The 13,208-nt window shown below is 48.0% G+C and carries 13 protein-coding genes; 6 read left to right on the top strand and 7 right to left on the bottom strand.

All coding sequences use genetic code 11. The features are described 5' to 3' along the window. Nucleotides 1-74 precede the first annotated feature (74 nt). Nucleotides 75-689, bottom strand: coding sequence for an NAD(P)H:quinone oxidoreductase (gene wrbA / locus BBI11_RS02280; protein ID WP_068460236.1), 615 nt, complete (start codon nucleotides 687-689; stop codon nucleotides 75-77). A 191-nt stretch (nucleotides 690-880) separates the two neighbouring features. Further along, nucleotides 881-2,515, bottom strand: a complete 1,635-nt coding sequence (locus BBI11_RS02275; protein ID WP_068460234.1) for an AMP-binding protein — start codon at nucleotides 2,513-2,515, stop codon at nucleotides 881-883. A gap of 154 nt (nucleotides 2,516-2,669) precedes the next feature. On the opposite strand from BBI11_RS02275, the gene BBI11_RS02270 reads away from it, so the two are divergent. The 4 genes from BBI11_RS02270 to BBI11_RS02255 all read left to right on the top strand — a co-directional run bounded on the left by BBI11_RS02270 (nucleotide 2,670) and on the right by BBI11_RS02255 (nucleotide 6,816). Continuing rightward, nucleotides 2,670-3,827: a class I SAM-dependent methyltransferase gene (locus tag BBI11_RS02270; protein WP_068460232.1), complete on the top strand. Its 1,158-nt coding sequence runs from the start codon at nucleotides 2,670-2,672 to the stop codon at nucleotides 3,825-3,827. Beyond that, nucleotides 3,824-4,078 (top strand): hypothetical protein, encoded by a 255-nt coding sequence (locus tag BBI11_RS02265; RefSeq protein ID WP_068460230.1) that lies wholly within the window; start codon nucleotides 3,824-3,826, stop codon nucleotides 4,076-4,078. Before BBI11_RS02270 ends, BBI11_RS02265 begins: the two co-directional genes overlap by 4 nt. Nucleotides 4,079-4,973: 895 nt before the next feature. Beyond that, on the top strand, nucleotides 4,974-5,897 hold the full coding sequence (locus tag BBI11_RS02260; RefSeq protein ID WP_068460229.1) for an ABC transporter ATP-binding protein: 924 nt from the start codon (nucleotides 4,974-4,976) through the stop codon (nucleotides 5,895-5,897). Nucleotides 5,898-5,901: 4 nt separating this feature from the next. Next, nucleotides 5,902-6,816 carry an ABC transporter permease gene (locus tag BBI11_RS02255; protein WP_237150311.1) on the top strand — a complete coding sequence of 305 codons (915 nt, stop codon included), beginning with the start codon at nucleotides 5,902-5,904 and terminating at the stop codon, nucleotides 6,814-6,816. Between the two features lie 48 nt (nucleotides 6,817-6,864). Here the strand turns inward: BBI11_RS02255 and BBI11_RS02250 are convergent, their stop codons facing one another. Further along, nucleotides 6,865-7,479, bottom strand: coding sequence for an NAD(P)-dependent oxidoreductase (locus BBI11_RS02250; RefSeq protein WP_068460224.1), 615 nt, complete (start codon nucleotides 7,477-7,479; stop codon nucleotides 6,865-6,867). 46 nt (nucleotides 7,480-7,525) lie between these two features. Beyond that, entirely contained in the window at nucleotides 7,526-8,257 is a 732-nt protein-coding gene (nfsA, locus tag BBI11_RS02245; protein ID WP_068460222.1) for an oxygen-insensitive NADPH nitroreductase, read from the bottom strand. Nucleotides 8,258-8,360: 103 nt separating this feature from the next. On the opposite strand from nfsA, the gene BBI11_RS02240 reads away from it, so the two are divergent. Beyond that, nucleotides 8,361-8,918: a M15 family metallopeptidase gene (locus BBI11_RS02240; RefSeq protein WP_068460220.1), complete on the top strand. Its 558-nt coding sequence runs from the start codon at nucleotides 8,361-8,363 to the stop codon at nucleotides 8,916-8,918. A gap of 158 nt (nucleotides 8,919-9,076) precedes the next feature. After that, nucleotides 9,077-10,123 carry a bifunctional glycosyltransferase family 2/GtrA family protein gene (locus BBI11_RS02235; RefSeq protein ID WP_068460218.1) on the top strand — a complete coding sequence of 349 codons (1,047 nt, stop codon included), beginning with the start codon at nucleotides 9,077-9,079 and terminating at the stop codon, nucleotides 10,121-10,123. Between the two features lie 45 nt (nucleotides 10,124-10,168). On the opposite strand, the gene BBI11_RS02230 is transcribed toward BBI11_RS02235, so the two are convergent. The 3 genes from BBI11_RS02230 to ribH all read right to left on the bottom strand — a co-directional run bounded on the left by BBI11_RS02230 (nucleotide 10,169) and on the right by ribH (nucleotide 13,197). Beyond that, the gene (locus tag BBI11_RS02230) at nucleotides 10,169-11,848 is read right to left on the bottom strand and encodes a sodium:solute symporter family protein (protein ID WP_068460216.1); all 1,680 of its coding nucleotides are present in this window, start codon (nucleotides 11,846-11,848) and stop codon (nucleotides 10,169-10,171) included. A 62-nt stretch (nucleotides 11,849-11,910) separates the two neighbouring features. Further along, a complete protein-coding gene (locus tag BBI11_RS02225) occupies nucleotides 11,911-12,183 on the bottom strand; it encodes a DUF4212 domain-containing protein (RefSeq protein WP_068460214.1) in 273 nt (90 codons plus the stop codon). 546 nt (nucleotides 12,184-12,729) lie between these two features. Continuing rightward, nucleotides 12,730-13,197 (bottom strand): 6,7-dimethyl-8-ribityllumazine synthase, encoded by a 468-nt coding sequence (ribH, locus tag BBI11_RS02215; RefSeq protein WP_068460211.1) that lies wholly within the window; start codon nucleotides 13,195-13,197, stop codon nucleotides 12,730-12,732. Between the last annotated feature and the right edge of the window lie 11 nt (nucleotides 13,198-13,208).

Genomic DNA, 13,208 nt, shown 5'->3' with positions numbered 1-13,208 from the left:
CTCCTCCACTAAAAAAGCAGACAGGCGCATTCATTCGCCCATCTGCCAGCTTGCTTTTGGCATGTAGTTGTCAATTACCCGTTCAAGCCATCTTTAACCCATCCAGCAACTTTCACCGTCCGCTTCGCTTGGTAGGCGACGGCGTCTTCCACATCTTCGACCATATTGCCGTCCTGGTCAACGCTGACGCTTGTGCCGTAAGGGTTTCCTCCCGCTTTAAATAGTGATTCGTCCGTATAACCCGGAGCCGCGATAATCGCTCCCCAATGATGCATCGTCGTGTAAACCGCGAGTACGGTCGCTTCCTGGCCACCGTGAGGGTTTTGTGCAGAAGACATCGCGCTTACCACTTTGTTTGCGAGCTTTCCTTGCGCCCATAGACCGCCTGTTGTATCCAGGAATTGCTGCACTTGGGAAGAGACGTGGCCAAAGCGGGTCGGCACACTGAAGATAATGGCATCTGCCCATTCGAGCAAATCAGTATCAGCTTCCGGCACGTCCTGTGTCGCCTCATAATGCGCTTTCCAGGCTGGATTCGATTCAATCGCTTCCATCGGGGCATTTTCTTTCACTTTCGCCACTTTGACTTCTGCACCCGCTTCTTTGGCAGACGCTTCTGCCCATTGTGCCATCTGGTAATTGGTTCCGGTCGAGCTATAATAGATGATCGCTAACTTTACATTGCTCATGTCATAATCTCTCCTTTATCAATATGCTCCGTGGCTCGGACAAAATATCCTACTTTCAAGATAACTTCTATCACTTGTGTGCCCTAATTGCGGAAAAGCTAAACTTTTTTCGAAATTTCAAAATAATAACCGGGCTGTTTCACTCCAACAAAAAACCAGATGACAAGTGCGGTCATCTGGTTTTTTGCTTATTAAATTTTCTCTGCAATTTCTTCCGACATTTCCCGAAGCTTGAACTTCTGGATTTTCCCTGAAGCGGTCATTGGGTACTCTTCAATAAATTCTATATAGCGCGGAATTTTATGATGGGCGATTTTGCCTTTGCAATAAGCGCGCAATTCTTCCGGCACAAGTGTTTCGCCTTCTTTTAAGATGACCCAAGCCATCAGCTCTTCCCCGTACTTCGGATCTGGCACTCCGACAACTTGAACGTCTTGGACCGACGGATGCTGATACAAAAATTCCTCAATTTCCCGCGGATAGATATTCTCTCCTCCACGTATGACCATGTCTTTAATGCGCCCGGTAATCGAGATATAGCCATCTTCATCTTCTACCGCAATGTCTCCGGTATGAAGCCAGCCATCAGGGTCAATTGCCTCTTTTGTCGCGTCTTCGTTTTTATAATAGCCTTTCATGATCAAGTAGCCGCGTGTGCACAATTCGCCTGGCATGCCTTTGACGACTTGTTCGCCTGTCACGGGGTCGATGATTTTCACTTCCACATCGTCGTGCGGTTTGCCAACTGTCGCAACGCGTTTTTCGATGGCATCGTCCTTGCCGGTTTGCGTGATGACTGGCGATGATTCCGTTTGTCCGTAAGCGATGGTGATTTCACTTGCGCCCATATCACTGATGACTTTCTTCATCACTTCGATCGGGCACGTTGACCCTGCCATAATGCCGGTGCGCAAAGTGGACGTATCGAACGAGTCGAATTCCGGGTGATTGAGTTCCGCGATGAACATGGTCGGCACACCATGAAGCGCGGTACATTTTTCATCTTGTACCATTTGCAAAATGCGCTTCGGCTCGAACTGCTCAGCGATGACCATCGTAGTGCCATGAGTGACCGCCGCAAGCGTTCCAAGCACGCAGCCAAAACAATGGAAAAACGGCACCGGGATGCACAAGCGGTCCGTTTCATCCAAATTCATCATATCGCCGACCAAGCGCCCGTTATTGACGACGTTGCGGTGCGTCAGCATAACGCCTTTCGGAAATCCAGTCGTTCCGGACGTGTACTGGATGTTGATGACTTCGTCCGGTTCCATTGAATGAAAGCGCTGTTCTAGCTTTGCGTCCTGTACTTCTTCCGCGAACGCTTCGAACTCACTCCATGTGTAAATCCCTGGATAGCTGTGGTCGCTCATGACGATGATGCGCTTCAAATGCGGCAGCTTTGGCGAATCGAGTTGTCCTTTTTCGGAGTCGGCCAATTCTGGGCATACTTGGTTCAATACATCAATATAATTGGTTCCTTTAAATTCTTCCCCTAAAATCAAGGTCGTGGAATCTGATTGCTTCAGCAAGTATTCCAGTTCATTCGCCTGGTAGCTCGTATTGACGGTGACGAGCACTCCCCCCATCTTGCCGGTCGCATACTGGCTAAGCAGCCATTCGCGTTTATTGTCAGACCAAATGGCGATGTGCTCACCTTTTTCAATGCCAAGTCCCATGAAAGCTTTCGCCAACCGGTCCGTCTCTTGGTCAAATTCGGCATAGGTTTTACGGATGCCTCGTTCTGGATAAACGTACGCTTCGGTTTCCGGAAAATTTTTCGCCTGTTCCCTTACAATTTCCCCTACTGTTTGATCGATGATCATTTTTCCTGCCCCCCTATTTGAAAACGTTTTCATCCCATTTTTCATTATCGCAAAATTCCAAATAAAAGGAAAGCGCCTTTTCCAGCCTATGAAGTCGCAGCAGACTGCCAGCCGTGCTAAAATGAGGCTATCATAAAGACGGAAGGGATTTTCCATGGAACTCCAAACTATGCACGCACAGCTTGCCGAAAAACTGCAAAACTACGCCCTTGTCAATGCGACCATCAGCCAGCCGCGCCAGAAATCGAACGACTTGAAGCGTATCAAACTAAAACCCGTTGAACTGAAAGAAGGCTACCGCATCCAGTTCGAATACCAATATGAACAGATCTTGAAACATCAAAACCTGACAATCGAACAGGCAGCCGAAGAGCTTGAACAATTGTTCACCGAATTTCGCCAGGGTTTGTTCCAATTCACTGACGAAAAAGTCCAGGTCCAGTTGACCAAGAAGTTCAAAGTGAGCTATAAATCTGAAGCCGATGCCCGTGCTGCCGCCGATTTGTCCCATAACCGCAAGAAGTCCTACTTGCTTGAGGACGGTATTCCTTACCCATTCCTCGTGCGCCTCGGCGTCCAGTCGCCAGACGGCAAAGTCAAAAAACAAAAATACGATAAATTCCGCCAGATTAACCGCTTTATCGAATTCATCGACGATGCCCTCGAACATTTGCCGAAAGATCGCCCGATCCGCATACTCGATTTTGGCTCCGGAAAATCCTATTTGACCTTCGCGCTGTATCATTATTTGCGCATCGAAAAAGGCTTGGACCTGCGCGTCACCGGACTAGACTTGAAAAAAAGCGTTATCGAGGACTGCCAAAATATTGCCCGCGACCTTGACTATCAACAACTGGAATTCCTAGTCGGCGACATCAATGATTATGACCAAGATACCGCAGTCGATATGGTCGTGACGCTGCATGCCTGTGACGTCGCAACCGATATGGCACTCGCCCGCGCCGTCAAATGGAACGCCGGCGTCATCTTGAGCGTGCCATGCTGCCAGCATGAGCTTAATAGCCAGATCCAAGCATCGCCACTCGATGTCATGCTTCAGCACGGATTGATCAAAGAACGCTTCAGCGCACTTGCGACCGATTCGATTCGCGCGGAACTTTTGTCTTTGGTCGGCTATGAAACCCAATTGATGGAGTTTATCGATATGGAGCATACGCCGAAAAACATCCTGATCCGCGCTTACCGGACAAATAAAAAACCGGCAGCGGGGCAATTGGAACGTTACCGGGAATTCACTAAATTGTTGAACGCTAAGCCGTTTCTTGAAAACGAATTGAAGGAGCTCCTATGAAACGAAAAAATTTAGTCAATGGCATGATCCTGGCTTTCTCGGTCATTTTCATCCGCTTTATCGATGTGCGTGTTTACGATATGCCGCTCGTGGTGACATTAGTCTTGTTGATGGTGCTGATTTATGGAGGCATCCGCCTAGTCGAGCGCTTCCCTGCACTTGATGAACCTGTCAGCAAGCGGACTTCGCTGATTACTAATACTTTAGTGATTGTCACCATTTTCCTGGCATTCTTTGTTCTGGGGCTTTAACTTCAGAAATGTATGGAAGGAATCAATGCTCAGCATTGGTTTCTTTTTTTCGTTCTAGTGGCGAGAGAATCACTTCCTGGTTTGAGCGCATATGAAGATAGCGAGAGTATGCATGTCGAAATGTTTCTGCATTCGATTCGGGCTTCACCTTGGTAGTCGCCGCCCGGCTTTGGGTTGGCCTTTTGCAATAAGCCAAGAAGGACGCTTGTCTTATTGCGTCGGCTCACCCCTTTATGCTTGGCGGCTGAGAGATTTCATTGATTTAGGTTTGTTTAATCAGAACTGCTTCTGTACGGGTTGCCGGCTAGTGGAGGAATCGCTTCCCGTTGAGGAGAGAATGAATGCTTGTATGTGGAGATCTTTCGAGCTTGATTCGGGTTTCGTCGTAGTAGTCGCCGCCTTGCTTTGGGTTGGCCTCTTGCAATAAGCCAAGAAGGACGCTTGTCTTATTGCGTCGGCTCACCCTTGGCGCTGGTCGGCTAGAACATTTCGTTGATTTGGGTGTGTTTAATCAGCTCTGCTTCTGTATAAAGTTGCCGGCTAGTGGGGGAATCGCTTCTTGGGAGACGTGTGGAACAGCTAGTGAGAGTTTGCCTGCTAAACTGTTTCGGGATTCGATTTGGGTTATGTGTTGATAGCCACTGCCTTGCGATAAACGATAAGCGAGATCCTGAGTTTTCTCTAAAGATATATTTGGTAAAAAATATGAACACATACTATGAGTATTTACTGTGTTGCCTGAAATTCATCCTGGAAGCCGAACTCACTTTTCCGTTGTTTTTTGTACCTTTTTCTTAAACAATCGTTAAGCCTGCCGGATTTCCAGAAAACTGAAACTTTCCGGGAAATGAATCGTTAGTACTGAAGGAAGCAAAATGGAAAGAAGGTGGCTCACATGAGCAATGAAAAAATTGTCGAGATTCGCAAGCTCTCCAAAACAATCGGCAAAAAGCAAATCATCAAAGACTTGAACTTGGATCTCCATAAAGGAGAAATTACCGGGTTTTTGGGGCCGAACGGGGCCGGCAAGACGACAACGATCCGGATGATGGTCGGGTTGATGAAACCCTCGCAAGGCGACATCCTGATTGGCGGCAAATCGATCCGCACCGATTTCGAGGAAAGCATCGAGAAAGTCGGCGTCATTGTCGAAAACCCGGAAATGTACAAATTCATGTCCGGCTACAAAAATCTCCTGCATTTCGCACGCATGCATAAAGGCGTGACCAAAGCCCGCATCGACGAAGTGATCCAGCAAGTCGGCATGCAAAACCGCATCAAGGAAAAAGTGGGATCTTATTCACTCGGCATGCGCCAACGTCTTGGCCTGGCACAGGCACTCCTCAACAATCCGGAGTTCTTGATTTTGGATGAGCCGACAAACGGCCTGGACCCTGCCGGCATCCGCGAATTCCGCATGTATTTGCGCAAAGTGGCTCGTGAAAACGATGTGGCTATTTTCGTCTCCAGCCATCTCTTGTCGGAGATTGAATTATTGTGCGACCGTATCGCCATTATTCAAAATGGTGAATTGATCGACATCAAAAATGTCAACGAACACCAGCAATCCCGTTATTACATAGAAGCAAAGCCTGCCGAACAAGCCAAACAAGTGCTTGAGGAAATCGGTTTTACCGTACATCCTCATGAAAATGGCTATTTAATCGATACCGAAGCGGAACATATCCCGGGCGCCATCAAGCTGCTCACTGCTGCGGGCGTCGATTTGTACGCTGTCCAGCCTCATCGCACAACCTTAGAAGATCAATTCCTTGAAATGACTGGAGGCGGCGAAATTGCTCAAGCTCATACAAAATGAATGGATGAAATTATGGAGTAAAAAAGCGACATGGATTATGGCTGTCTTGCTTATTGTGATTTTATTGGCAAATGCCGGCATTACGAAATGGATCGAATCGACCTCCCCTGCACCGGAAAGTGATTGGCAGGAAATGGCAACGATGGACATGATGATGTATCAGGATCAATTACAGAATTCGGACATGGGCCCAGCCCAACAAGAGTATTATGAAGGGCAAGCCGCTATCGCAGAATACCGCTTGGCAAATGATGCCGCGCCTTTTAAAATCGAAAGCTTGCAGCAGCAAGTGCTTGACGGCCATATGATGCTGTCGCTTGTTACTTTGTTTACGGTCATTGTCGGCGCCGGAATCGTCGCTGCGGAATTTTCACAAGGAACGATCAAGATGCTACTGACTCGCCCTGTCAATAGATGGAAAATACTTACATCTAAATATATTACGACCATGTTGTTCGGATTGGTGTTTGCCATCCTTACTTTCGTATCGATCGCGTTATTCAGCTGGATTTTCTTTGGAACCGGCGACGGCGTATTCCTCGTGTGGAACGGATCGGAAGTTGTCGAAGGCTCTTATTGGGCCGAGGCATTGAAACTATCCGCACTCAGCTTGGCCAGCACCTGGATGATCGGAACTTTTGCGTTTATGCTCGGGACAGTTTTCCGCTCCAGCTCGCTTGCGATCGGCGTGTCGATTTTCCTGATGTTTGTCGGCGTGCAACTCGTCTTCTTGTTGCAGGACTTTGAAATCGTCAAATACTATTTGTTCACGCATACCGATTTGACGCAATTTTATACAGGCTTCATGCCTATCTCGGACATCACGATGACCATGTCGCTTATTGTTTTAGCTGTCTATTTCCTAATCTTCATGCTGATCAGTTATTGGACATTCTCTAAACGCGACGTCACTGCCTGATACGTACAAAACCCCTTGAACTCTTCACAGTTCAAGGGGTTTTGTTATTCAATATGCTATGCCGACGCGGCTTTTCAAGAAATCATCCGAGTCCAATTGCTCGTAAGCGAATAATGCCGTATCGCCAGCCGTTATTTCTTTGCCGTCTTCGGGCAAATAGTTTTCTTCAAAACGGAAATAGCCTTTTGGTTCGCCGTCGGGCAAATAAGTCGGGCACACAATCGTCCAGTCCAGATCACTTTGTTCTAAAGAGAGATAAGCTTTTTCATGCTCTTCTGCCGCAAAGGTCAATTGGCGCTTCGAATCGCCACCCTGATAACGGAGCAGCCCGGGGCTTAAGCGGCTGTTCAAAATGCCAGCAGTCCCGATGGTGATGATGCGCCGTATGCCTTGTGCTTCCATCGCTTTGACGATGAGCGGCGTGGCTTCTGACAAAGTGGTTGTGCGGTCGGTACCAATTGCACTGATGACCGCATCCGCCCCTTCTAAGGTCCGCTGAATATCATCTTCATTGCGGACATTGCCGACAATTACGTCCAAATTCGAGTGGGGTTCAAGGTCCGCTCTTCGGACCAAAGCCTTTACTTCGTGGCCATCACGAAGTGCCATGTTCAAAACGTATCTGCCAACTCTTCCAGTTGCTCCAAATAACGCGATTTTCATTGCTCTTCAACCTCCTCCAACATTCCAGTTGTTCGTTTATCTAAGCTTACTTAAATAGGTAGCCACGCTTGGCCAATACGTCTTTCAAGTCCGGGCGATGTGGCTTGTTTAAAAATGTCGCCATCTGCTCGCTCCATTTGGCGGTTTTTTGATTGTTTGAACGAGCAGCATAATAGGCCATGATCGTTTCATCGTAAGCTGGTAAAATGTCTGCATACTTCTCTTCATCGTATTCATTTTCATGAAGCACAGCTTCTACAGGAAGGCGCGGCTTGACTTCATTGGCTTCGTTCGGTACGCCCACGGTCAGCCCGTAAACTGGGAAAACGCCCTCAGGCAAACCGACCAGTTCACTGATTTCTTCCATATTGTTGCGCACCCCGCCGATATAGCAGATGCCATAGCCTTTGGATTCAGCAGCCAGTGCCAAGTTCTGCGCGAGCAAACCGACATCCGTCACTGCAACCAGCAAGTTCTCGGCCTGATCGAAGACAATGTCTTCCCCTTGCAATTTTGCGGCATGCCCCAACCGGTTGTAATCGGCGCACATTAGGAAAACGGCTCCTGCCCCTTCCATCTGTTTCGGATTTTTCGACAGCTCGCCGAGGCGTTTGCGTTTGTCTTCATCTGTCACCCAAACGATTGAATAGGCTTGAACAAAATGGGACGTTGCTGCATATTGTGCCGCTTCGACCAATTCGTGGACTTGTGCACGCGTCAATGGCTGGTCTTTGTAATCGCGGACCGACGCATGGGATTTCATTAATTCAATGACCATTATGTATCCCTCCAAAAGATCTGTTTCCTCTATCGTACCAAAAACTTCTGCCGGATACTTGCTTCAGGATTTTTGCTACAATCAAGCCATGAGGTGAATTGACTTGAAAACATTGCGCACCGTCTTTTCTTTGCTATTCCTTTTCATCGTCGGTGTCTTTTTGTTCATTTGGATCGAACGCGAAATCGATGAGCGCAACGAACGCGCTGCACGGCCGCTGCCAGATGAGCTGCACCCCATCGTTGCATCCAAGCGAGACCAACTGATCGCACTTGCGGATGATGCCGGCATCGAAATTCTTATTACCGATGGCTTCCGTTCCGTTGAAGAACAAAATCAGATCCACGCACAAGGCCGGACACGGGCCGGACAAGTCGTCACTTATGCCGAAGGAGGCGAGTCCTATCACAATTATGGGCTCGCCATCGACTTTGCGCTGCGCCTGCCAGATGGCTCGGTCGTCTGGGATATCCAGCACGACGGCAACGCAAATGGCCGTCCCGATTGGTTTGAAGTAGCGGATATCGCTAAAGAGCTCGGCTTTGAATGGGGCGGCGATTGGATGGGCTTTAAAGATTACCCCCATTTTCAAATGGATTTTGGCTTATCGATTCGCGAGTTACAGGATGGCTATCGCCCAGAAGATGCTGTTGCAGATTAGCCTACTTGTGGACCCAGAAAGCGATTCTTGCTAAAAGCAGACAGGAATTCTTGAAAGGCACGACTAAAGGACCGTAATTGGGGTAATGTTGTTATATAAAGATAGAAACTTATGCCAGTATCTTATTTCTGGATGCCAGAAATGGAAAGAGGTTGCCTGTGAAACCATATGCCATTGTCATTCCGGCCTATAAACCGGAAGAGCCTTGTAAACGTACAATCGAAGAAGCGATTTCAGCCGGCTTTTCCCGGATCATCGTCGTGAATGACGGCAGCGGTCCCGCCTATGAAGGCTTTTTCGAGGAAATCGAAAAGCTGCCTCAAGTGACTTTATTGACTCATGCGGTTAATCAAGGAAAAGGGCGCGCGCTTAAAACCGTGTTCCATTACATCCTCAACCATCAATTGCCGATTGAAGCCATCATCACCGCTGATGCAGACGGCCAGCACCTGGTATCGGATATGGTCAAAATCGCCAATGAACTGGAAGCTTCGCCAAACCATGTCGTTCTCGGTGCCCGGGATTTCAAGCAGCCGGGCATTCCGTTTCGCAGCCGCTTTGGCAACCGGTTCACGCGGCTTTTGTTCCGCTTATCGACTGGCGCTGACTTGACGGATACGCAAACCGGCCTGCGCGGCATTCCCGTAAAATTCTTGCCCAGGCTTCTCGATGTGCTCGGGGAACGTTTTGAATATGAAATGAATATGCTTGCGGCGTTAAAGAAAAATTACATCCCCGTGTCGGAAGTGACGATCGAAACGGTTTATCTGGATGATAATAAATCGTCCCATTTTCATCCCTTGCGTGACTCTTACCACATTTACAAGATCTTTATCTTTTATGGGATATCAGGCGCCGCTTCTTTCGGGCTAGATATCGGATTGTTCTGGCTGTTCGTCCAGCTATTTCGAGACGAGTCTCCGGAAGCGTTCATCATTATTGCAACGATAGCAGCACGTATCCTGTCTTCCCTATTCAATTATTACGTCAACCGCAACAAGGTCTTTAAACAGGGCTCCAAACGATCCTTGCTGCGATACTATATATTGGCCGCTTTCATCATGGGCGTTTCCGCCGCCTCCGTCCACTTTCTGTACGCGGAATGGCTCGGCCGCGGAGAAGTCATTTTGAAAGTGATGGTCGATACGGTGCTATTCATCTTTGGCTTTATCGCCCAGCGCGCTTGGGTGTTCCGAAAAGAATAACTTACCCATAGAAAAAGAGCGGAAGCTTGGGCTTCCGCTCTTTTTTTAATGATCCGGGCGTTTTTTCTCAGCCGGATCGGTGCGCCAAACTTCGCCGTCTTTGTACGTCATTCCTTCAGGGTAACGCAAGTCCATCACTTCTTCCTGAATTTCCTTTGATGGCGCTTTAGTGGCTAACGACACCACGATAATGGCGATGATCGCAGCGGCAGCGCCAAACACTCCTGCCCCCGTATCGATTATGCCGAGTATGGTGAAACCGCCATACTTCGCGGCAAAAATATACGTCAAGGTCACACTTAAGCCAACCAACATCCCTGCGATGACCCCTGGACCGTTCGCCCGTTTCCACCACACTCCCAGGATAAGCGCCGGGAAAAACGTACCGGATGCAAGAGCAAACGCCCAAGCTACAATTTGTGTAATGGCACCAGGCGGGTTCAATGCCACAAGCCCTGCCGCAACTGTCGCGATGACGATCGAAGCCCGCCCAACGAGAAGGCGCTGGCTTTCAGTCGCTTCAGGATTGATGGAACGGTAATAAATGTCCTGCGATAAAGCGGCGGAAATCGCAATCATCAATCCGCCTGCAGTCGAGAGTGCTGCCGCCATAGCGCCTGCCGCCATAAGCCCGATCACGAAAATCCCTAAATTGGCGATTTCGGGCGTCGCCATGACGACGATATCGTTGCTGATGACGATTTCTTCCCATTGCAGAATTCCATCCGCATTGGTATCTGCTACCGATAATGACCCTGTGTTCACCCAAGATGCTGTCCATGCCGGCAAATCGGCAATCGATGAACCCGCCACTTGGGTCATCAAGATGAATCGTGAAAATGCTGCGTAGGCTGGAGCGGACAAGTAAAGCAAGCCAATGAACAACAGCGCCCATGCCCCGCTCCAACGAGCCGCTTTCATCGTAGAAACCGTATAGAAACGGACGATTACGTGTGGCAGCCCCGCTGTTCCAGCCATCAAGGTGAACATCAACGCGAGAAATTGCCATTTGGTCGCTTCCGTAAACGGCACTACGTATTCAGAAATGCCCAACTGTGCGTCGAGCTGCTGTAACTCGCCTACAATTTGCCCATAAGACATCCACGGAATGGGATTATTTGTCAGTTGCAAGGACATGAAAATAACTGGGATCAAATAAGCAATAATCAGCACCAAGTACTGTGCTACTTGCGTCCAAGTGATCCCTTTCATGCCGCCAAGCGCTGAGTAAAATGCGATTAAAACTACACCAATGATCGTCCCTACAGCTGTATGTACTTCCAGTAGCCTTCCGATAACCACGCCAGAACCCGAGAGCTGGCCGATGGAATACGTAAAACTGATGATAATGGTCGCGACAGCGGCAATCAACCGCGCCGTACTGCTGCTGTAACGATCACCGATAAACTCTGGGACCGTGTAACGGCCGGATTTACGGAGTTGCGGCGCCAATAGAAAGGTCAGCAGCAAATAGCCGCCTGTCCACCCCATGATATAGGCAAGCCCGTCATAACCGAGCAGCATGACCGTTCCGGCGAGCCCAATAAACGAAGCGGCACTCATCCAGTCGGCTCCGATGGCCATTCCGTTAAAGACCGCCGGCACATTGCGGCCAGCTACATAGAAATCAGAAGTTTGTCTGGCCATATTATAGACGGCAATGCCGATATACAGCCCAAAAGTAACGAGGATCATTAAAAGCGATACGAGAAATTGTGAATCCACTGCTTCTCCCCCTTTATCAATACAGGAACTTATTGTGGTCGTTTATCCATAAATCCGTCGTTTTATTCCTTTTCGTCCTGGTCCAGCCCGAACTTCTTATCGATACGGTCGTTAATGATGGCGTTCGTAAACAGCAAGATGATGAAAATCAAGATAGCTCCTTGTGCCCCCATAAAATAATGAAACGGCATGCCATTAAAGCTAAATTCCGACAGTTGTTCTGCGAAAAACACCACGACGAAAGATGCCGTAAAGCCAATCAGCAAATAAATAGTGATTAATATGGTACGAATCCGGAAATAAGAATCCGCCTCCCGTTTATCGATCTTCCTCAATATTCCCACCCCTTTTATCGGTATTGAAGACAGCTAGTTTTCACTTATCCCCTAAGCTGAAAAATAAAGCGGACTGTATCCGTGAACGGCAAAGGCACCATAATGATTTTAATGAGCATGAATGCAAAAATTGACACTAACGGGACAAAAAAATAGACTATCCTCTTCTTTCTTAAACCTGCAACCACTGACAATATCGTTATGAGGCTTAACGACAGGACCCAGATCATCTCTTCACTCCTTTTTTTGTAACCGTTCTCAAGTATGACGATATTTGATCGTCTCTTATGACAGAATAGCGCCACCTCTCTTTCCAATTTAAGGGTAATACCTTAATATTTTTTCATTATTCTAAAACTTCAGTTAATTGTCAATGCTCTATTGCCTTTAACTTCAAATAAAACTTCCCACGAACTTAACCACTTTTCCAATTAGTATGGAAGTGATGCCTTGCTGCAAACTAAAAAGAGCCTGCATTCATTAAAGAATGCAAGCTCCTTCCCTACTTCAATTGACTCGATTTGGAACCGGCCTTACTTTTCTTAATCAGTCGAACGCTTTCATCAAATTGCCCATTTCGACAGCGGAGACCGCCGCTTCATAGCCTTTGTTGCCCGCTTTAGTGCCAGCACGTTCAATCGCCTGCTCGATTGTCTCTGTCGTTAAGACGCCGAAGATGACTGGGACGCCTGTCGACATGCCTGCTTGCGCGATGCCTTTCGCTGCTTCATTACAGACGTAATCGTAATGTGTCGTAGAACCGCGGATGACCGTGCCCAGCGCGATGATGGCATCGTATTTTTTCGTTTCTGCCATTTTTTTTGCCACAAGCGGCAATTCAAATGCCCCTGGTACCCAAGCAGTATCGATATTGTCTTTATTAACGCCGTGGCGCACCAAACCATCAACGGCGCCATCCAACAGGCGGGAGGTGATGAAATCATTGAACCTGCCTGTAACGATTCCTATTTTTAACTCTGACCCGATCAAATTCGCTTCGTAAACTGTTTCCATTATAAACACTC

Source organism: Planococcus maritimus, assembly GCF_001687625.2.
GTDB lineage: Bacteria > Bacillota > Bacilli > Bacillales_A > Planococcaceae > Planococcus > Planococcus maritimus.
Note: the sequence above shows the minus strand (reverse complement) of the source record. Positions and strands in the feature narration are given on the sequence as shown.